This is a genomic window from Streptomyces sp. 1114.5 (assembly GCF_003635085.1).
GTDB lineage: Bacteria > Actinomycetota > Actinomycetes > Streptomycetales > Streptomycetaceae > Kitasatospora.
On the sequence record NZ_RBXE01000002.1, the window covers coordinates 549,091 to 568,503 of the forward strand.

Genomic DNA, 19,413 nt, shown 5'->3' on the forward strand with positions numbered 1-19,413 from the left:
CTGGGCTTCATTACACTCGGACCTAGTCGCGCAGCGATCCCCGCCCCGGGCTGCCCGGAGGCTTCCCCACGTGCGCGTCGCCCACCGGTCTTCTCCGGTCGGGACCCCCATGGCAAGAGGACGTGTTCAGTCGTGAAGGTCGGCATCCCCCGCGAGGTCAAGAACCACGAGTACCGCGTGGCCATCACGCCCGCCGGCGTGCATGAGCTGGTCCGCAACGGACACGAGGTCTACATCGAGGACAACGCCGGTCTCGGCTCCTCGATCCCCAACGAGGAGTACGTGGCCGCCGGCGCCACCATCCTCCCCACCGCCGACGAGGTGTGGGCCACTGCCGACCTGCTGCTGAAGGTCAAGGAGCCCATCGCCTCCGAGTACCACCGGCTGCGCAAGGGCCAGACCGTCTTCACGTACCTGCACCTGGCGGCCGACCGGGCCGGCACCGACGCGCTGGTCGCCTCGGGCACCACCGCCATCGCGTACGAGACCGTCCAGCTGGGCAACGGCGCGCTGCCGCTGCTCGCCCCGATGTCCGAGGTCGCGGGCCGCCTGGCCCCGCAGGTCGGCTCGTACCACCTGATGCGTCCGGCCGGCGGCCGCGGCGTGCTGCCCGGCGGCGTGCCCGGCACCCACCCGGCCAAGGCCGTCGTCATCGGCGGTGGCGTCTCCGGCTGGCACGCGGCCACCATCGCCATCGGCATGGGCTACGACGTGACCCTGCTGGACCGCGACATCAACAAGCTGCGCGAGGCCGACCGCATCTTCGGCACGAAGATCAAGGCCATCATGTCCAACTCCTTCGAGCTGGAGAAGGCCGTCCTCGACGCCGACCTGGTCATCGGCGCCGTGCTGATCCCGGGCGCCAAGGCCCCGAAGCTCGTCACCAACGAGCTGGTCTCCCGCATGAAGCCGGGCTCCGTGCTCGTCGACATCGCCATCGACCAGGGCGGCTGCTTCGAGGACTCGCGCCCGACCACGCACGACGAGCCGACCTTCCAGGTCCACAACTCGGTCTTCTACTGCGTGGCCAACATGCCGGGCGCCGTCCCGAACACCTCCACCTACGCGCTGACCAACGCCACGCTGCCGTACGTCATCGAGCTGGCGAACCGCGGTTGGAAGGAGGCGCTGCGCCGCGACCCGGCGCTCGCCAAGGGCCTGAACGTGCACGAGGGCCAGATCACCTTCCCGGCCGTGGCCGAGGCCTTCGGTCTGGAGTCGGTCTCGCTGGAGAGCGTGCTCGCCTGAACCCCCTGACCGCACGGCGGTCGTTCGCCCCCGACCCGATGACTTCGGGTCGGGGGCTTCGCCGTGCCCGTGAACGGCGGGCGGACCGGGTAGGTCGCTCTGTCGTCAATTTCGGTCGGTCATGTCACCCGCCCGCAGAAACGTCGGGGTAGATGACCCACTCATCCCTTGACAGCAGCCCGCCCGATAGTCGACACATCCTGCCCACTACCGTGGATTGTGTTGCTGCGAACGCCTTGAACGGCCTAGAGTCGCAAACCGTCGGCATGCTGCCACGCTGACGAATCGACATAGAGTCCTGGATGCCCAAGGAGGTAAGACGACTTGTGAATGAGTCGACAATTGCTCCCGGGGGTGGTCAGCCAGGACTGGCGCAGTACACCGCCGCCCAGCCGAGTGAGGAGCCCGGGGCCCGGCAGCCCTCCGTGGGCTCGGCCGAGGTCGGCTCGGTCGCACTCCGCACTTTCGAAGCACGCCAGAACACAGCGCAGGTGACCACGGTGACCGATCACGACGCCGACTTGGCGGCCTACGGCCTGGCCTACGGCGAGTTCGCCTACGGCGCCTACGACGACCCGGACGCCGAGTACGAGCCGGACCCGGAGTACGCCGCCACGCTGGCCCCCGACGCCGCGCGCCAGCGCCGCGAGCGGGTCGGCCCGACCGGCCGTCCGCTGCCGTACTTCCCGATCCCCGCGCCGGTCGCCGAGCACGGCCCCGCCCAGATCATCGCCATGTGCAACCAGAAGGGCGGCGTCGGCAAGACCACGTCGACCATCAACCTGGGCGCGGCGCTGGCCGAGTACGGCCGCCGGGTGCTGCTCGTCGACTTCGACCCGCAGGGCGCGCTCTCGGTCGGCCTCGGGGTCAACCCGATGGAGCTCGACGTCACCGTCTACAACCTGCTCATGGAGCGGGGCCTGACGGCCGATGAGGTGCTGCTCAAGACGGCCGTGCCGGGCATGGACCTGCTGCCGTCCAACATCGACCTCTCCGCCGCCGAGGTGCAGCTGGTCAGCGAGGTGGCGCGGGAGTCCGCGCTGGCGCGCGCCCTGAAGCCGCTGCTGCCCGACTACGACTACGTCATCATCGACTGCCAGCCCTCGCTGGGCCTGCTGACGGTCAATGCGCTGACGGCCGCTCACAGCGTGATCGTGCCGCTGGAGTGCGAGTTCTTCGCGCTGCGCGGTGTCGCGCTGCTGACCGAGACCATCGAGAAGGTGTGCGAGCGGCTCAACCCCGAGCTGCGCCTGGACGGCATCCTCGCGACCATGTACGACTCGCGCACCGTGCACAGCCGTGAGGTGCTGGCGCGGGTCGTCGAGGCGTTCGGCGAGCACGTCTTCCACACCGTCATCGGGCGGACCGTGCGCTTCCCGGAGACCACCGTCGCCGGCGAGCCCATCACCACGTACGCGACCAACTCGGTCGGTGCCGCCGCCTACCGCCAGCTCGCCAGGGAGGTGCTCGACCGGTGCCGCCCCGCCGAGTGAGTCTCCCGGGTGCCGACGAGCTGTTCCGGACCACCGGCGGGATGGCGCTGTCGCCGTCCCTCGCGCCGCGTCCGGCTGCCGAGGCATCCAGACCGGAGACCGCGCGGACCGTCAACGGCCAGGACGGTGCCGAGGGCGCCGACTCCGCCCAGGGCGCCCAGGACGACCGGCAGCTGACGCCGGAGCAGTCGATGACCGGCACCGTTCCGGCGCCGGCGCAGCCGGCCGCCCAGCGGCCCGGTGGGGTTGCGGGGGGCACGGCGGTTCCGGGCGTCGCGGGTGGTGCGGGTGTCGCCGGCGTCGCAGGCGGCCGGGGCGCGGCCGCTCCGGCGGGCCGTACGCACGCGGGTGCCGTCGAGGAGCAGACCGCTGCCGCCGGGCGCGCCCGGCCGCGTGGGCGCGCGCCGCGCAGGCCCAGCGGGCGCGAGCGGCACGACGAGAAGATCACCGTGTACGTGTCCGCCGAGGAGCTCATGGACCTGGAGCACACCCGGCTGGTGCTGCGCGGCGAGCACGGCCTGGCCGTGGACCGCGGGCGGATCGTCCGGGAGGCCATCGCGGTCGTCCTGGCGGACCTGGAGCAGCGCGGCGAGGCGTCCATCCTGGTTCGGCGCCTGCGCGGGCGGTAGGGCGGCGGCGCGGCGGTAGGGCGGTCTACCGGTAGTCGGTGGCCGGTAGTTCGGTAGCCGGTGGCTGTGGGGCCCCGGTCATGAGTCGGGCTCATGGGGCTGTCCTGCCTCGGGGGACACCGAGGGTCATGAGCCGGGCTCATGGGCGGCGGCGTGGCGTGAGGGCCGTTGTCGGCTGTTGCGGGGCCGTCGGGCGGTCGGGGGGCGTTCCGGGCCGGTGGCCCGGGTCTGAGGCTCGTGACGGTGCCCTGGAGGGCCGTCTCCGGAGGACGCCGGGCCGTCCGAGGGGCCCGGTGACGCGGCGTGTCGGTGGCCCCGGGGCGTGGCGGGGTGCGGGGACGGGTGAAGATGGACCGTCATGCCGAGCACCGCCGAACCTGCCGCCACCGCCGAGAGCGCGACCGAAGCCGAGTCGCGGGGCGGCTTCCGGGTGCGGCTGGACAACTTCGAAGGCCCCTTCGACCTGCTGCTCAGCCTGATCGCCAAGCACAAGATGGACGTCACCGAGGTGGCGCTGGCCACCGTCACGGACGAGTTCATGGCGCACATCCGGGCGATGGGCCCGGACTGGGACCTGGACGCGACGACCGAGTTCCTGGTGGTGGCCGCCACCCTGCTCGACCTCAAGGCCGCCCGGCTGCTGCCCGCGGCGGAGGTCGAGGACCAGGAGGACCTGGCCCTGCTGGAGGCCCGTGACCTGCTGTTCGCCCGGCTGCTGCAGTACCGGGCGTACAAGCGGGCGGCTGCGCTGTTCGGCGAGCGCTGGGCCGCCGAGCTGCTGCGCCGGCCCCGGACCGTCGGGCTGGAGCCCCGGCACGCGGAGCTGCTGCCGGAGGTGGTCATCACCATCGGTCCGCAGCGGCTGGCCGAGCTGGCGGCCAAGGCGATGGAGCCCAAGCCGAAGCCCGTCGTGTACGTGGACCACATCCACACGCCGCCGGTCAGCGTGCGCGAGCAGGCCGAGCTGGTGGTCGGGCTGCTCACCGAGCTGGGCGAGGCGTCGTTCCGGCAGCTGGTCGAGGACGCGCCGGACTCCCTGGTCGTGGTCGCCCGCTTCCTGGCGCTGCTGGAGCTGTACCGGGAGCGGGTGCTCGCCTTCGAGCAGCCGGAGGCGCTCGGCGAGCTCCGGGTGCGCTGGGTGGCCGAGGAGGGCCGGGGTGTGATCGAGGTGACGGACGAGTTCGACCGGCCGGCGGGAGAGGGCCCGGGAGCGGCCTCGGGCGGCAACGGCTCGGGCGGCAACGGCTCGGGCGAGGGCTCGGGCGAGGTGGAGGAGGGCGAGCGGCGATGAGCGGCGGGAACGAGGGCGGGCGGCCGGTGCGGCGTCCGCTGGGGCTGCCCGGGCAGCCGCGGGCCGAGGAGTGGCTGGAGCCGGCCTTCGCGCTGTTGCCGGACCCGGTGGAGCCTGTGGGGTCGACGGAGCCCGTGGTGCCTGTGGAGTCGGCAGGGCCGGTGGTGTCAGCAGGGCCGGTGGTGTCAGCGGGGCCGGTGGTGCCTGTGGAGTCGGCAGGGCCGGTGGGGTCGGCGGAGCTGGTGGAGCCGGTGGGCTTGGCGGGCCCGGACGCGCGGGTGGTGCACCAGAAGTCGGCTCCGTCGACTTCCGGCGCCGAGGGGCCGGCCGATCCCGGGCTGCGGGCCGAGCTGGAGGCGGTCCTGATGGTCGTGGACGAGCCGGTGGCGGCGGAGCGGCTGGCCGGCGTGCTGGAGCGGCCCCGGGCCGAGGTGGCCGCGGCGCTGCGCGAGCTGTCCGCCGAGTACACCGCCCAGGGCCGCGGCTTCGACCTGCGGCTGGTGGCCGGCGGCTGGCGGTTCTACAGCCGGGAGACCTGTGCCGGAGCCGTCGACCGCTTCCTCCTGGACGGCCAGCAGGCCCGGCTCACCCAGGCCGCGCTGGAGACTCTGGCGGTGGTCGCCTACCGGCAGCCGGTGTCCAGATCGCGGGTTTCCGCCGTCCGCGGTGTGAACTGTGACGGCGTGATGCGTACCCTGGTACAGCGAGGACTGGTGGAAGAGGCCGGATCCGAGCCCGAAACAGGTGCGATCCTGTATCGGACGACGAACTACTTCCTGGAACGGATGGGGCTCCGCGGCCTGGACGAGCTGCCGGAGCTTGCTCCCTTCCTGCCCGAGGTCGACGACGTGGAAGCGGAGTCCCTGGAGGGCACGATGATCGCGGAGGCGGTCGCCGCCGCTGCCGTGCAGGCCGCGGACGGCAGTGGCGAGGCCGGTCGGGCCGGGCCCGATCGGTAGGGGGCGGTGAGGTCGGCCGAAACGACCGCACATCCCAGACGGAACGACGTACGGACACTTTGATGCGTAGCAGTGGCAACGGCAGGAACAGCAGCGGCGGCGGTAGCGGTCGCGGCGGACAGGGCGGGGGCCGGGGCGGCGGCTCCTACGGCGGCGGCAGCGGTGGCGGCCGCGGCGGCTCGGGCGGCGCGCGCGGGGGTTCGTACGGCGGTGGCTCCTACGGGGGCGGCGGCCGTGGCGGCTCGGGTTCGGGCTCGCGCGGCGGCTCCGGTTCGTACGGGCGGGACAGCCGCCGGGACGACCGGCGCGACGACCGCAGGGACGACCGGCGCTACCCGGACCGCCCGCTGCGGCCCGAGGAGCGCAAGTACGACCGCCCCGAGTACGGCGGCGGCCCCAACGCCACCCCCGCCCGCGGCGGCTTCGCCGGCCGGCGCCCCGGCCCGGCCCCGCGTCCGCGCCGTGAGGGCCAGCCGGCGCCCGGCGACCCGCGCCGCCAGCCGCAGCGCTCGCGCGAGCTGCAGGCCAAGATCGAGGACGCCGTCCTCGCCCGGCACGACAAGCCGGCCGTCAAGCTGCCCAAGACCTTCGGCGAGCCCGAGGGCGAGCGCCTGCAGAAGGTGCTGGCCCGGGCCGGCATCGGCAGCCGCCGCGCCTGCGAGGAGCTGATCGAGCAGGGCCGGGTCGAGGTCAACGGCAAGCTCGTCACCGAGCAGGGCAAGCGGGTCGACCCGCAGAACGACGAGATCAAGGTGGACGGCCTGACCGTCGCCACCCAGTCCTACCTGTTCTTCGCGCTGAACAAGCCGGCCGGCGTGGTCTCCACCATGGAGGACCCGGACGGGCGCCAGTGCCTGGGCGACTACGTGACCAACCGGGAGACCCGGCTGTTCCACGTCGGCCGCCTGGACACCGAGACCGAGGGCATCATCCTGCTCACCAACCACGGTGAGCTGGCCCACCGCCTCACCCACCCGCGCTACGGCGTGACCAAGACCTACCTGGCCGCCATCCAGGGCCCGATCCCGCGCGACCTGGGCAAGCAGCTCGCCCAGGGCGTGGAGCTGGAGGACGGCTACGCCCGCGCCGACAGCTTCAAGGTGATCTCCAACGTCGGCAAGAACTACCTGGTCGAGGTGACCCTGCACGAGGGTCGCAAGCACATCGTCCGCCGGATGCTGGCCGAGGTCGGCTTCCCGGTCGAGAAGCTGGTGCGCACCCACTTCGGCCCGATCGCCCTGGGCGACCAGAAGTCGGGCTGGCTGCGCCGCCTGACCAACCCGGAGGTCGGCCAGCTGATGCGCGAGGTCGGCCTGTAGGCCGCAGTTCGCCCGTGGTCCCGAAGGGCCCCTGGTCGCCGCGGTGCGGCCGGGGGCCCTTCGGGGTCGTGCGGGGACGCCGGCGGCTCTCCGGACGCTCTGCGGGCCTCTGGGATCTCTGGGGGCCTCTGGGGGCCTCTGGGGGCCTCTGGGGCCTCTGGGGTCTCTGGGGTCTCTGCGGGGCGGCTGGGGCGTGCGGGGCGTGTGAGCCGGGACGCAACCGCTGGTCACGGCCTTGTCAGCGTCATGATCCGTGGCAGAGGATGGCCACCGGGTCACCACCCCGTCGTATGGCGGGACTGCGCCAGCACGGGCGCCGGTGGGGGCGGATCAGGGGCGAACAGGGGGAGAGGGCGTCGTGTCCGATGCACCACTGGGGCGGGCCGGCGGACAGGCCCTCGGCGCGCTGGGGCTGGCCGAGCCGGACGGGCAGGTGTACGCGGCGCTGGTGGCCAACCCGCAGTCGACCGCGGAGGAGCTGGCGGAGGGCTGCGGCCTGACGCTCCAGCAGAGCGTGCGCGCGCTGGAGCGGCTGTCACAGCACGGCATGGCCACCCGGGCGCCGGTGGACCGGCAGCGGTTCCTGCCGGTCGCCCCGGACGTCGCGATAGGCACCCTGATCGGCCACCGGGAGTCCGAACTGCGGCACGCCCGGGCCGAGATGCACCGGCTGATGGACGCCTTCCGGGAGGCCTCGCGCTACACCGACCCGGCGCACTCGGTGGAGGTGCTGACCGGCGGCGAGGCGATCGCCCAGCGGCTGGAGCACATCACCGAGACCAGCCAGTACCAGGTACGCGGCTTCGACCGCCCGCCGTACATCCAGGACCCGGTGGCTCCGATGCCGCTGCAGCGGCACCGGCTGCGCGAGGGCGTGAAGTTCCGGACGATCTACGACCGGGAGGCGGTGGCCTGGCCCGGGCGGCTGGAGAGGAACATCCTGGTCGGTGTCGCCGACGGCGAGGAGGCGCGAGTCCGGCCCACGCTGCCGATGAAGATGATCATCTCGGACGACCGGATGGCGATCATCCCGATCAGCGTCGGCGACAGCGTCCTGGACGCCGCGTACGTCATCCACCCCTCGGCGCTGCTCCAGGCGCTGGACACGCTGTTCGAGGCGGAGTGGGAGCGCGCGGTCCAACTGCAGGCCGCGATCGGCACCGGGGACGCGTCGCTGGAGCCCGAAGCCGACCACCGCAAGCTGCTGGGGCTGCTCGCCGCCGGGCTCACCGACGAGTCGATCGCCCGCTCGCTCGGCTGGAGCGCCCGGACCACCCAGCGGCGGCTGCAGAGCCTGATGCGGTCGCTGGGCGCCACCACCCGCTTCCAGGCCGGCATGGCGGCCCGGGAGCGGGGGTGGCTGTGAGACGGGTGCGGTCGTGAGCCGGGCTCCGTGGGGAGCCGGGGGCGTGGGGCTCGGCCGTCGCGGCGTTCAGCTCCAGGGGGTGAGAGAGGCCCAGCGGCCGTCGGGGCCGCGTTCGACCTTCTCCAGGCCGACCACGGCGGAGCGGTTCAGCCGCCCGTAGATGTGCGGGAACAGCACGTCGGGGGTGGCCCCGGGCGGCGGGGCGCCGTGCGGGGCCTCCCACTTGACCATCGGCTCCACCAGCGACTCCTCGATCAGCAGCACCATCAGCGGGTCGGGGGTGTCGGCGAAGAAGGCGTTGGCCACCGCGAGCGCCGTCTGCTCGTCCGCCGAGCAGTGGATGAACCCGTCGGTGAGCAGCGAGGCGGTGGCGTACGGGCGGCCGGGGTCGGCCAGCCAGTCGTCCAGGGGGGCGAGGTGGAGGATCATGGTTCCTTTTCTACCCGTTGTCTCCGGGTTGGTCCTGAGCGGTCGTCATCGGTGGGGCGGTCGTCATCGGTGGGGCAGTGGGTCCTCGGTGGGGGCGGTCGTCATCGGTGGGGCAGTGGGTCCTCGGTGGGCACGGGATCAGAGCCCGGCCACCTTGGCGGAGGCGGAGATCTCGTACACCAGTGTGAGGGTGCGGCGGGCGCCCGGGCCGAGCGGGACGTCCCAGCGGACGATGCCCTCGGTGTCGAAGGAGTCCGGCGCCGGGGAGCACTCCTCCTTGCGCAGTCGCACCTCGACCGCCGACACCTCGGAGACCGGCACCCGCTCGCGCACCGTGACGATCCGCTCGTCGTGCTCCTCCGGGCCGGAGAAGCGGGACAGGTGCAGCCGTACCGTCCGCGTGGTGGTCTGGCGGCCGGTGAGCCCGGCGGTGGCCTGGCGTTCCTCGGTCTCGCGGACCACCCGGTAGCCGTCCGAGCTGCCGAAGGACAGTTCGGCGTCGGCGCCTGCGGCGGTGAAGCGCAGCTCGCCCCGGCCGGTGAAGCCGCTGTCGCGGACCAGCTCGACCGGGCCGGCCAGCAGCGGGTGCCCGGCCGCGTTGCGGAACCGGACCACCTGGGTGACCAGCGCGGACAGCTCCGGGGCGCAGGCGTACTCGCTGCTCGCCGGGCCGGTGAAGGCGCCCAGCGGCACCCGGTGCGCCCGGCCGTCGGAGGGCACGTTCGCCGGCGCGGGGGCGGGCAGCACCCGGACCTCGCCGCCGTCGTCCACCCCGGGCACCTCGGCGGACGGGCCGAGGCTGCTGATCGCCTCCTCGCGCAGCTCGACCTCGACCGTGCGGCGCTCCTCCTCGGTGCGTTCGCGCAGCGTCAGGACGTCCTCGACGACGGCCGGCGGGTCGGTGGCGAGGGCGGAGCGGGCGGTGGAGAAGGTGAGCCGGACGTTCGGCCAGTCCTCGCCGGTGCGCTGCCAGACCACCGCCTCCGACTCCAGCCGCAGGGCGCCGCCGTCCAGCGTCGCGCGGTAGGACGGGCGCCAGAGCGCGCAGGGCACCAGGTGGGAGACGGTCAGTGCGGCCGGGCCGGGCTGCGCCGCCTCGACGGTGAGCTCCAGGTGGGCGGTCAGCTCGGCCGGGTCCTCCTCGGCCTCGTCCAGGGCGATCAGGGCCTGTGAGCGCTCCTGCTCCAGGCGGCGCAGCCGGGAGTGGGTGGCGCGCAGCTCCTCGGCGTAGCGCTCGCGTTCGGCGTCCACCCGGCCCAGCTCGCGGGCCCAGCGGGTGCGTTCGAGCTCGCCGACGCCCGCGCCCTCGCCGATCTCGCGCAGCAGGTCGGCGGAGAGCTGGGCGAGCAGGGCCAGCCGGGCCTCCAGCCGGGCGCGGGCCTGGTCGGCCAGGCGGCTCTCGGCGTCCAGCCGGTGCAGCCGGTGGCGCAGCTCGGAGTCGTCCGGGCCGGGCGGCTGCGGGGCGCGCGGCGCCCAGCTGCGGACCAGCCGGGCGTCCAGGACGCGTACGCCCGCGGTTGCCGACTCGGCGCGCAGGGTGCGGTCGACGGCGAGGGCGGTGAGCGGGCCGAGGCGCAGCCGCTGGACGCCTGCGGCGAGGTCGACCGTCGTCGCGCGCTCGACCTGGCTGCGGTCCTCCAGGCAGGTGACGGCGGTGACGGGGAGGGGGTGGGGCGTTCTGCGGGTGGGGGTGGCGCCCGGGTCGTGGTAGGTCGGGTGGGCGCCGGGCTTGTCTGCGGTCGTGGGTCCGGTCATGGTCAGTTCCTCCGGTTTCCGCCGACGATGGCCTTTCCGGCCGGGATCTTGATCAGGTAGCCGCCGTCCAGCTCGGTGCGGCCGCCCGGCGGCAGGTCCACCCGCCAGAGCCGGGTGCCGGTCGGGCACTCCGGCGTGGGGACGGCCGGCGCGTGCCAGTCGGCCCGCTCCTCGATCCGGATCTCGGCGTCGGAGGTGACCGGCACGCGCTCGCGGACCTCCACGGTGACGGGGCGGCCGAGCCGGTTCGCCAGTTCGACGTGCACCCGGTGGTCGAGCACGGTGCTGTTGCCCTTCAGCATGCCGGTGGTGGACTCGCGCAGCTCGGTGCGGCGCGCCACCTCGATGCTCTCCGTGACGCCGATGCCCAGGCGCCGGGTGCCGCCGGGCGCCAGGGTGGGCAGGGCGGCGGTGAGCAGGAACTCGTCGTCCACGGTGACCTCGACCGGGCCGGCCAGGACGGCGCGGTCGGTGCGGTTGGCGAGCACCAGGGTCGCGTACACCTTCTCCTCGACGGCCGGGACGGTGACGTACTCGGGGAGGACGGCGAGCGGGATCTCGTCCACCGTCACGGTGTGCCAGGTGCCGTCGGACGGGATGTCGGCGGGGGCGACGGCGTCGAAGCGGTGGTCGAAGGAGCCGGCCGACTCGCGGGGAGGGACGGCGTGGCGGGGGAGCGGGAGGCGGCGAACCTGCTCGCCCGGGTTGCCGCCGGGGAGGACCCGGTCCAACTCCTCGCGTTCGAGGCGTTCGGGACGGGGGTGCAGGGTGCCGCGCCGGGCGGGCGGTTCGTCGGGGCCGGCCAGGACGAGGTCGGGGTAGTCGAGCAGGGTGGCGTTCGGGGCGAGGCCGGGGGGCGGGGGCGGGGCGGGGAGGGCTGCGTGGCCCGGGTGGCCTGCCTGACCTGCCTGGCCTGCGTAGCTCGCGGTGCGGCGGGCGCGGAGGCCGCCGGGGGCCTGGGGGAGTGGGGCGGCAGGGGCGGTGGGGGCGGTGGCGGCGAAGGTGGTGGGGGGCGGGCCGCCGTAGCCGGCGAAGCCGCCCGGGGCGGGTGGGGGCGCCGCCGCGGACGGGGGCTCGTCGACGTTCAGGGTGCCGCCGCCGTACGGGCCGGAGGGGCCGGGTGGCGTGCTCTCCTGCGCGCTGAAGAACTCGGGGCGCGGGCCGGTCGGGCGGGCGCCGGCGCGGTGGGCGGCTCGGGGCGCGATGCCGGCCGACACCGGGACCGGGTGGCGCCCCTCGCCGTGCGGGGCCGGGCGGTCGGCGGCGGCCGACTCGTAGCCGGTGAAGAGGTCGGAGAGGCCGGCCGGGGGTTCCCGCCAGCCGGAGGGCGGCGGGGCGGGCTGGCTGCGGCCGATCCGCAGCGAGGCGAGCCGGGGAAGGTCGGTGCGGCGGTCGAGGTCGGCGGTGGAGAGGGCGAGACGCACACCCGTCCAGTCCTCGCCGGTCCGCTGGGCGACACCGGCGCGCAGGACCAGCCGGCCGGTGTCGGAGCCGCTGCGGTGGGAGAGGCGGTAGGAGGGCACCCAGCGGGCGGCGGGGACGCCGTACTCCAGTTCCAGTTCCAGCTCCAGTTCTGGGGCCGTGTCGGAGTCGAGGGTGGTGGGTCCGAGGTCGGGGGTGGTCAGGGTGAGCAGGGCGGTGGCGGAGGTCGCGATCGGTTCGGCCCGGTCGGCGGTGGATGCCCGATCGAGCCGGTCGGCGGCCAAGTCACGCTCGTGGTCGGCGAGTTCGACCTCGCGGTTGAGCTCTTCGGCGCGCTCCTGGAGGGCGGCCAGCCGCTCGTCGACGAAGTCGGCGAGCTCCAGCCAGGCGTCGGCGGGCGTACGGCGCAGCGGTTCGTCGCGGCGGCGCTGCGGTGGTACGGCGCGCAGGGCGGCGGTGTCGGCGATCGCGGCGAGGACCAGTCGGCGGCGCTCGGTGAGTGCGCTGAGTCGTTCGGTGGCCTCGTCCAACGCCCTTTGCAGGTCCGGGAGTTCGTCCGGGGTGCGGAGTTGCGCCCGCGGCTCCAGCCGGGCCTCGGTGACGGCCGTGCCGGCCGGTCCGGCGATCACCCGGGCGCGCAGCGAGCGGCCGTCCAGGGTGGTGGGCAGGCCGGTGAGGCGCAGCCGTCCGCCGGGCGGGACCGGGACGGTGGCCCGGCGGCGGCACAGCGCACCCTCCGCGTACACCACGACGGAGTCCAGGACCGACGGGTGGGCCGGTACGGTCGGCGCTTCCGCCGGCGGTTCCGTCGGCGACTCGGTCGGCGCTCCCGTTGGCGGTTCCGTCGGCGCTCCCGTTGGCGGTTCGGTCGGCGCTCCTGTTGGCGGTTCGGTTCGTCCGGTGCGGCCGCTGTGCTGGTCGTCCATGCGCAACCCCTTCGTTCGCGTGTTGCCTGCCGCCTGCCGCTTCTTGTGGCGTGCGGATTGCCCGTGGGCGTGTGGGTCGGTCTGTTCGTGTGTCCGGGTGCCGGCGGGGCCGCTCGTCGGGTGTCGGGTGTCGGGTGGCGGGTGTTCGAGCGGTCGCCTGGTCCGTTCGTGCCTGCCTGGGCGGCCAGTCTGCCCGGGTTCGGTGCGGGCGTCGTCGGATTTCCCGGGTACGGCGTGTGCACTGTGTGGGACGGGGGCCGGGCCGCCCCGGTTGCCGGTGCCGGGTGCTGCCGGGCGGTGCCGCCGTGGTTGCCGGGCGGTAAGTGGGGACTTCGGCGCAGTGGATGAGGGAGGATGGGGCCCGGGTGCTCCCGGACGGTCCCGGCACCTGTCGAGAATCGTGATGAGGAGAGCGACCCGCCATGCGCACTGCCGTCGTCGTCGGCACCGGACTGATCGGCACCTCCGCCGCGCTCGCGCTGACCGCTCGTGGGCTGACCGTCCATCTGGAGGACGCCGACCCGGACGCCGCCCGCACCGCCGAGTCGCTCGGCGCGGGCACCACCGAGCCCGCCGACGGCCCGGTGGACCTCGCGATCATCGCCGTCCCGCCCGCACTGGTCGGCAAGGTGCTCGCCGACTGCCAGCGCCGCAACCTGGCGCACTGGTACACCGACGTCGCCAGCGTCAAGGCCGGCCCCGGCAGCGAGATCGCCGCGCTCGGCTGCGACACCGTCCACTACATCGGCAGCCACCCGATGGCCGGCCGCGAGCGCTCCGGCCCGCTGGCCGCCCGCGCCGACATCTTCGAAGGCCGCCCCTGGGTGCTCACCCCGACCGCCGACACCGACACCGAGACGCTCAACGCGGCTCTGGAGCTGGTCGCGCTCTGCGGCGCGATGCCGATCGTCATGGACGCCGCCGAGCACGACCGGGCCGTCGCCCTGGTCTCGCACGCCCCGCAGCTGGTCTCCTCGCTCGTCGCGGCCCGGCTGGAGAATGCCGACGACACCGCCATAAGGCTCTCCGGCCAGGGCGTGCGCGACGTCACCAGGATCGCCGCCTCCAACCCCGGCATGTGGGTCGACATCCTCTCCGCCAACGCGGGCGCGGTCGCCGACGTCCTGGAGGCCGTCGCCTCCGACCTCGGCGAGACCGTCACCGCGCTGCGCGCCATGGAGGCCACCGAGGAGGACGAGCGCCGGTCGGGTGCGGCCGGGATCACGGCGGTCATGCGGCGCGGCAACGCCGGCCAGGCCCGGATCCCCGGCAAGCACGGTGCGCCACCCACCCGGTACGAGACGGTCGCGGTCGTCCTCGGCGACCAGCCGGGCGAGCTGGGCCGGCTCTTCGGGGAGGTCGGCGACGCCGGGGTCAACATCGAGGACGTCGTCATCGAGCACTCGACCGGGCAGCAGGTCGGCTTCGTCCAGCTGTCGGTGGCGCCGGTGGCGGTCAAGCGGCTGGTGAAGGCGCTGCGGGCGAGCGGGTGGAACGTGCGGGACTGAGGTCGGGGGCGGTCGGCTGGGTCGGGGTCGGGCGGCTGAGATCGCGGGGCCGGTCGGCTGACGTTGCGGGCCGGTCGGCTGAGGTCGGTTGCGGTCGCGGGGTGGTCGGTTGCGGTCGCGGGGTGGTCGGCTGAGGTCGCGGGGTGGGGAGCGTGGTGGGTGTGATCGTCGAATTGCCGCTGGGGGAGACCCGGCACGGGTTCGCCGGGATGCCGGTGGACCTGGGGAACGAGCGGTTCCTGCGGGCCGTCCTCGGGCGGGACCTCCGGATCCACCACCGCAGCGTCGCGGCGATGTACGAGCGGCCCCGACCGGAGCCTGAGAATCAGGGGTTCGGGGAGCCGGGGTTCGTCCAGCCGGAGCCGACGTTCAGCCTGTTGCTGCGTGCGGCCCATGCCGCCTTCGCCGAGCACCTGCCGCTCAGCCTGTCGCCGGACGTGCTCTGGTACGCGGTGGTGCACGAGGTCGCGGTGCACGTACGGATGTACCCGCCGCGGTACCGGGCGCTGTTCGGTGCCGCCGACGGCCGTAAGGCCACGATCGTCGTACAGGACGACAGTCTGCTCGGGCCCGGTCCGGACTGGTCGCACTCGATCCGATTGGTGCGGGAGCCGCTCGCGGCCGAGGTGGGAGAGGAGCTGGTGGACCTCTTCCGGCCGGCCTTCTCGACCACGACGCCGGAGGACGCGGCCTCGGCCCTGGTGGCGCTGATGGACGTGGTCAGCCCGTACTACGACTTCCGTTGGGAGACCCGCTGCGGGATCCCGCGGATCCGGCTGGAGGGTACGGCCGAGGACTGGGCGCGGCTGGCGGCGGGGATCGGCGCGCTGGCGGAGCGCTTCGACTGGCTGGCGCCGTGGTTCGCGGAGCTGCGGCCGGTGGTGGAGGAGATCGCGGCGACGGCGGCCGGGGAGCCGGTGGACGAGGAGTTCTGGCGCTCCTTGTTCAAGTGGCGCTCGATGTCCGGCGGCCCCCGGGTGACCGGCTGGCTCACCGCCTTCCTCGCCCACACCCAGACCCCGGACGGGCCCCGGCTGCGCCGCTCCTTCGGCTGGCGGGAGGCGGCGAACAGCGATTACCACCGGGAGGCGTTCGAGGTGAACGACTTCCCGTCGCACGTCTCGCGGGTGCCGTTCGTGTGGGAGGTCTTCGGCCGGGAGCTGCCGATGACCTTCGTCGGTGGGGTGCTCGGGATCGAGTGGGACGGGGAGTACCTGCGGCCGCGGTTGGGGAACGCGGTGGTGGAGGGGGCAGCCGGGGGTGTGGGGTAGCCGGGGTTGTGGAGTAGTCGGGGTTGTGGGGCAGGCGGGCGAGAGGTGGTTGCGGGGTAGCCGGAGGCGGCGGGATTCGGGGCGGGACAGGCGGCGGAGCGTGTGATGTCGGCGGTCCATTAACCTTGAGGGAGACAATCCCCGGCCGTCCGCCCACGCAGGCTTCGGCTCCCATGCTCAGAGAGAGGTTCGCCCCCGTGGACACTGCCGACCGAGCGCACGCCCCGGTCGTCGTCGCCATCGACGGACCCTCCGGCTCCGGCAAGTCGACCGTCTCGCGGGCGGTCGCCGCCCGGCTGGGCCTGAGCTTCTTGGACACCGGTGCGATGTACCGGGCGATGACCTGGTGGATGCTGGCCAACGAGGTCGACGTGAACGACGCGGAGGCGGTGGCCGTCGCGTGCGGCAAGCCGGTGATCGTGTCGGGCACGGACGCCGACGGCCCCACCATCACGGTGGACGGCCAGGACGTCTCCGGCCCGATCCGCGGCCCCGAGGTGACGGCGCAGGTCAGCGCCGTCGCAGCGGTGCCGGCGGTGCGGTCCCGGCTGGTGGAGCTGCAGCGCGGCTGCGCCGAGGTCGCCGAGCGCGGCATCGTCGCCGAGGGCCGGGACATGGGCACCGTGGTGTTCCCGGACGCCACCGTCAAGGTCTTCCTGACCGCCTCCGAGGAGGCCAGGGCCGCGCGCCGGGCGGCCGAGCTGCGGGCCAAGGGGGTGGACGAGGCGACCATCACCGCGATGGCCGCCGACCTCGCCCGCCGGGACGCCGCGGACTCCTCCCGGAAGACGGCCCCGCTGACCCAGGCCGCGGACGCGGATCTGGTGGACACCAGCGACCTCACCCTGGACCAGGTGATCGACCGGATCGCCGTCCTGGTGGAGGAGCGGGCCGGGCTGTCCTCGGTCTGACCCGGCCTGGGCCGATCCGACCTGGGCCGACGGTCTGGTCTGGTCCGGCCTGGTCTGGTCCGATCAGGTTGGACCGGGCCGACGGTCTGATCATCGAATGAGCCGTGGTGCCGCCGAGGCACTGCGGAGAACACTCGCGCTGCCCCGAGCGGGGCAGGTACGCACGGCACGCCCCTGGGAAGGGCCGGGCCGGGAAACGGAACAGACGAACATGACCGCAGAGCACTCCGCCACCGACCTCGGTGGACTGGACGCCGCCGACTACGCCGAGTTCATGGCCCTCGCCGCCGAGGAGGGCTTCGACGTCGACGGCGTCGACGGCCTGGACGGCGCCGAGCACGTCCGACTGCCGGTGCTGGCCGTGGTCGGCCGCCCGAACGTCGGCAAGTCGACCCTGGTGAACCGCATCATCGGCCGCCGTGAGGCCGTCGTCGAGGACAAGCCGGGCGTCACCCGCGACCGGGTCACCTACGAGGCCAGCTGGAACGGCCGTCGCTTCAAGGTGGTCGACACCGGCGGCTGGGAGATCGACGTCCTCGGCATCGACGCCATGGTGGCCGCCCAGGCCGAGCTGGGCATCGAGCAGGCCGACGCGGTGCTGTTCGTCGTGGACGCCACCGTCGGCGCCACCGACACCGACGAAGCCCTGATCAAGATCATCCGGCGGGCGGGCAAGCCGACCGTCCTGTGCGCCAACAAGGTGGACGGCCAGTCCACCGAGGCCGAGGCCGCCTACCTGTGGTCGCTGGGCCTCGGCGAGCCGTACCCCGTCTCCGCCCTCCATGGCCGCGGCTCCGGCGACCTGCTGGACGCCGTCATGGACGCCCTGCCCGAGGCCCCGCCGCAGACCTTCGGCGACGCCGCCCCCGGCGGCCCGCGCCGCGTCGCGCTGATCGGCCGGCCGAACGTCGGCAAGTCCAGCCTGCTGAACAAGGTCGCCGGCGAGGAGCGCGTCGTCGTCAACGAGCTGGCCGGCACCACCCGCGACCCGGTCGACGAGATGATCGAACTCGGCGGCAAGACCTGGAAGTTCGTGGACACCGCCGGTATTCGCCGCCGGGTCCACCTGACCGCCGGCGCCGACTTCTACGCCTCGCTGCGCACCTCCTCCGCGCTGGAGAAGGCCGAGGTCGCCGTCGTCCTGATCGACGCCAGCGAAACCCTCGCCGAGCAGGACACCCGGATCATCTCGATGGCCGTCGAGGCCGGGCGTGCCGTCGTCATCGCCTACAACAAGTGGGACCAGCTGGACGAGGAGCGCCGCTACTACCTGGAGCGCGAGATCGAGCGCGACCTCGTCCAGGTGCAGTGGGCCCCGCGCGTCAACGTCTCGGCCAAGACCGGCCGGCACATGGAGAAGCTCGTTCCGGCGATCGAGACCGCGCTGGAGGGCTGGGAGACCCGCATCCCGACCGCGCGACTGAACGCCTTCCTCGGCGAGCTGGTGGCCGCCCACCCGCACCCGATCCGGGGCGGCAAGCAGCCCCGCATCCTGTTCGGCACCCAGGCGGGCACCCGTCCGCCGCGGTTCGTGCTGTTCGCCTCGGGCTTCCTGGAGGCCGGTTACCGGCGCTTCATCGAGCGTCGGCTGCGCGAGGAGTTCGGGTTCGTGGGGACGCCGATCTCGATCTCGGTGCGGGTTCGGGAGAAGCGGAAGAAGAAGTAGCAGTCGGGAGTCGGAAGTCGGGAGTCGTAGGTAGGTGGAGTGGAGCGGCTGGCGTAGCCGCTGCTCTGGCTGCGGGACGACTGGACGATTGAGCGGCTGAGCGGCTGAGCGGCTGAGCGGCTGAGCGGCTGAACGGCTAAAAGGCCTGAGGGCCCCGTCACGGTGGTGGCGGGGCCCTCAGGCGTTTCCGTGCGGTGGACGGACCACGGTGGTGGGCGCCGGTGAACGTCAGTGGTGGTCGCCGTTGCGACCTGGGGGGAGGGAGAGCATCTGGCGGTGGCGGCCACCGGTGGCCGGGGCGGTGGCGAGCCCGGTGGCCGTACCCATCACCGGGGAGGGGGCGGGTGGCGCGGGCGGCGCGGGAGCGGGGACGGGCAGGGTCATGGAGTGCGGGGGCGGGCCGAGGTAGCCGGCGGCGACCCAGCCCTGGCCGTTTGCGAACTGGGGTGCGGAATTGGCGTGTTGGGGGTGGGCGGGGGAGTGCGCGCCAGCGGAGGCGAGGGTGGGGGACGGACCGGGGGCCGGGGTGGTGTGGCCCGGGCCGTCGCTGGTGGGGGCGGTGGGGACGTGGTGGTGGCCGGTGTGGGTGGCGTGGCTCGTATGGCCGGTGTGCGCGGAGTGGGCTCCGGGGTGGTGGCTGCCGTGGTGGCCGGTCTGGTGACCGGAGAGCGAGCCTGAACCGTGCAGGTGGGGTGACACGAACTGGGGGAGGCCCGGCATCTGGCCCGCGAGGGTGTGGAAGGCCTGGTGCTGCGGCGGGTGGGAGTGCGGCTGCTGGTGCTGGTGCTGGGGCGGGCGTTGCTCGCCGAGCAGCGGGTAACTGTCGCGGACCGCGAATCCGGTGAACATGAGGTCCTCTTCACCCGAGCGATCGCCGGGCAGGGCACGGAACAGCCGTCGGTACTCGGAGTACAGCTCGTCGTAGATCGGCGTGGTGGAGTGCGGGTGCTCGGCGTCGTACGACGGACGCATGCCGGGGATCGAGCGGGAGGCGGTGGTGGACCGGCTGGGGGACGCGGAGACGTCGTAGCTGTACACGTAGGGGCCAACGAGCGAGAGGGGCGGGGGATGCGGGGCGTGGGGGCGGCGCTCACGTGGGGTGTCATGCGAGGTGCTCATGTGCGGCGGCCGATGAGAGTTGTTCATGGGCGGGGCCATGAGCAGCTTTCACGTGCGTTGCCCATGAGACTTGCTCATGGATGGCGCTCATGAGACTTGCT

15 protein-coding genes are annotated in these 19,413 nt (G+C 73.7%); 11 read left to right on the forward strand and 4 right to left on the reverse strand.

Annotated features, from left to right (window positions below; genetic code table 11):
• Nucleotides 1-132 precede the first annotated feature (132 nt).
• The 7 genes from ald (at nucleotide 133) to BX285_RS25935 (ending at nucleotide 8,305) form a co-directional block, all read left to right on the forward strand.
• Nucleotides 133-1,248 carry an alanine dehydrogenase gene (gene ald, locus BX285_RS25905; RefSeq protein ID WP_097235702.1) on the forward strand — a complete coding sequence of 372 codons (1,116 nt, stop codon included), beginning with the start codon at nucleotides 133-135 and terminating at the stop codon, nucleotides 1,246-1,248.
• A gap of 425 nt (nucleotides 1,249-1,673) precedes the next feature.
• Nucleotides 1,674-2,741: a ParA family protein gene (locus BX285_RS25910; RefSeq protein ID WP_030245868.1), complete on the forward strand. Its 1,068-nt coding sequence runs from the start codon at nucleotides 1,674-1,676 to the stop codon at nucleotides 2,739-2,741.
• Nucleotides 2,738-3,370: a hypothetical protein gene (locus tag BX285_RS25915; RefSeq protein ID WP_121178348.1), complete on the forward strand. Its 633-nt coding sequence runs from the start codon at nucleotides 2,738-2,740 to the stop codon at nucleotides 3,368-3,370. Before BX285_RS25910 ends, BX285_RS25915 begins: the two co-directional genes overlap by 4 nt.
• Before the next feature lie 358 nt (nucleotides 3,371-3,728).
• Nucleotides 3,729-4,661 (forward strand): ScpA family protein, encoded by a 933-nt coding sequence (locus tag BX285_RS25920; protein ID WP_121178350.1) that lies wholly within the window; start codon nucleotides 3,729-3,731, stop codon nucleotides 4,659-4,661.
• A gap of 365 nt (nucleotides 4,662-5,026) precedes the next feature.
• Nucleotides 5,027-5,620: an SMC-Scp complex subunit ScpB gene (locus tag BX285_RS25925; protein WP_257033022.1), complete on the forward strand. Its 594-nt coding sequence runs from the start codon at nucleotides 5,027-5,029 to the stop codon at nucleotides 5,618-5,620.
• 62 nt (nucleotides 5,621-5,682) lie between these two features.
• Nucleotides 5,683-6,939 carry a pseudouridine synthase gene (locus BX285_RS25930; RefSeq protein WP_097235698.1) on the forward strand — a complete coding sequence of 419 codons (1,257 nt, stop codon included), beginning with the start codon at nucleotides 5,683-5,685 and terminating at the stop codon, nucleotides 6,937-6,939.
• A 358-nt stretch (nucleotides 6,940-7,297) separates the two neighbouring features.
• A complete protein-coding gene (locus BX285_RS25935; RefSeq protein ID WP_179852716.1) occupies nucleotides 7,298-8,305 on the forward strand; it encodes a helix-turn-helix domain-containing protein in 1,008 nt (335 codons plus the stop codon).
• A gap of 66 nt (nucleotides 8,306-8,371) precedes the next feature.
• Here BX285_RS25935 and BX285_RS25940 read toward each other — a convergent pair whose 3' ends face one another.
• From BX285_RS25940 to BX285_RS25950, 3 genes are all read right to left on the reverse strand, one after another.
• Nucleotides 8,372-8,734, reverse strand: a complete 363-nt coding sequence (locus BX285_RS25940; RefSeq protein WP_097235696.1) for a DUF952 domain-containing protein — start codon at nucleotides 8,732-8,734, stop codon at nucleotides 8,372-8,374.
• A gap of 138 nt (nucleotides 8,735-8,872) precedes the next feature.
• A complete protein-coding gene (locus BX285_RS25945; protein ID WP_121178352.1) occupies nucleotides 8,873-10,489 on the reverse strand; it encodes a mucoidy inhibitor MuiA family protein in 1,617 nt (538 codons plus the stop codon).
• Between the two features lie 2 nt (nucleotides 10,490-10,491).
• Nucleotides 10,492-12,660, reverse strand: a complete 2,169-nt coding sequence (locus BX285_RS25950; protein ID WP_259470790.1) for a DUF4139 domain-containing protein — start codon at nucleotides 12,658-12,660, stop codon at nucleotides 10,492-10,494.
• Nucleotides 12,661-13,259: 599 nt separating this feature from the next.
• On the opposite strand from BX285_RS25950, the gene BX285_RS25955 reads away from it, so the two are divergent.
• The 4 genes from BX285_RS25955 to der all read left to right on the forward strand — a co-directional run bounded on the left by BX285_RS25955 (nucleotide 13,260) and on the right by der (nucleotide 18,193).
• Nucleotides 13,260-14,345: a prephenate dehydrogenase gene (locus BX285_RS25955; protein WP_097235693.1), complete on the forward strand. Its 1,086-nt coding sequence runs from the start codon at nucleotides 13,260-13,262 to the stop codon at nucleotides 14,343-14,345.
• 161 nt (nucleotides 14,346-14,506) lie between these two features.
• Nucleotides 14,507-15,616 carry a DUF4419 domain-containing protein gene (locus tag BX285_RS25960; protein ID WP_259470791.1) on the forward strand — a complete coding sequence of 370 codons (1,110 nt, stop codon included), beginning with the start codon at nucleotides 14,507-14,509 and terminating at the stop codon, nucleotides 15,614-15,616.
• A 197-nt stretch (nucleotides 15,617-15,813) separates the two neighbouring features.
• Nucleotides 15,814-16,527 (forward strand): (d)CMP kinase, encoded by a 714-nt coding sequence (cmk, locus tag BX285_RS25965; protein WP_121178356.1) that lies wholly within the window; start codon nucleotides 15,814-15,816, stop codon nucleotides 16,525-16,527.
• Nucleotides 16,528-16,738: 211 nt separating this feature from the next.
• On the forward strand, nucleotides 16,739-18,193 hold the full coding sequence (gene der / locus BX285_RS25970; protein ID WP_097235691.1) for a ribosome biogenesis GTPase Der: 1,455 nt from the start codon (nucleotides 16,739-16,741) through the stop codon (nucleotides 18,191-18,193).
• Between the two features lie 228 nt (nucleotides 18,194-18,421).
• On the opposite strand, the gene BX285_RS25975 is transcribed toward der, so the two are convergent.
• Nucleotides 18,422-19,312, reverse strand: coding sequence for a hypothetical protein (locus tag BX285_RS25975; RefSeq protein ID WP_147465231.1), 891 nt, complete (start codon nucleotides 19,310-19,312; stop codon nucleotides 18,422-18,424).
• Between the last annotated feature and the right edge of the window lie 101 nt (nucleotides 19,313-19,413).

What these genes read in the sequence shown, in the direction of transcription:
- BX285_RS25975 (WP_147465231.1), bottom strand. Translation starts at nt 19,312, where the DNA reads ATGAGCACCTCGCATGACACCCCACGTGAGCGCCGCCCCCACGCCCCG.
- BX285_RS25920 (WP_121178350.1), top strand. Translation starts at nt 3,729, where the DNA reads ATGCCGAGCACCGCCGAACCTGCCGCCACCGCCGAGAGCGCGACCGAA.
- BX285_RS25940 (WP_097235696.1), bottom strand. Translation starts at nt 8,734, where the DNA reads ATGATCCTCCACCTCGCCCCCCTGGACGACTGGCTGGCCGACCCCGGC.
- BX285_RS25930 (WP_097235698.1), top strand. Translation starts at nt 5,683, where the DNA reads ATGCGTAGCAGTGGCAACGGCAGGAACAGCAGCGGCGGCGGTAGCGGT.
- BX285_RS25925 (WP_257033022.1), top strand. Translation starts at nt 5,027, where the DNA reads ATGGTCGTGGACGAGCCGGTGGCGGCGGAGCGGCTGGCCGGCGTGCTG.
- BX285_RS25945 (WP_121178352.1), bottom strand. Translation starts at nt 10,489, where the DNA reads ATGACCGGACCCACGACCGCAGACAAGCCCGGCGCCCACCCGACCTAC.
- der (WP_097235691.1), top strand. Translation starts at nt 16,739, where the DNA reads ATGACCGCAGAGCACTCCGCCACCGACCTCGGTGGACTGGACGCCGCC.
- BX285_RS25955 (WP_097235693.1), top strand. Translation starts at nt 13,260, where the DNA reads ATGCGCACTGCCGTCGTCGTCGGCACCGGACTGATCGGCACCTCCGCC.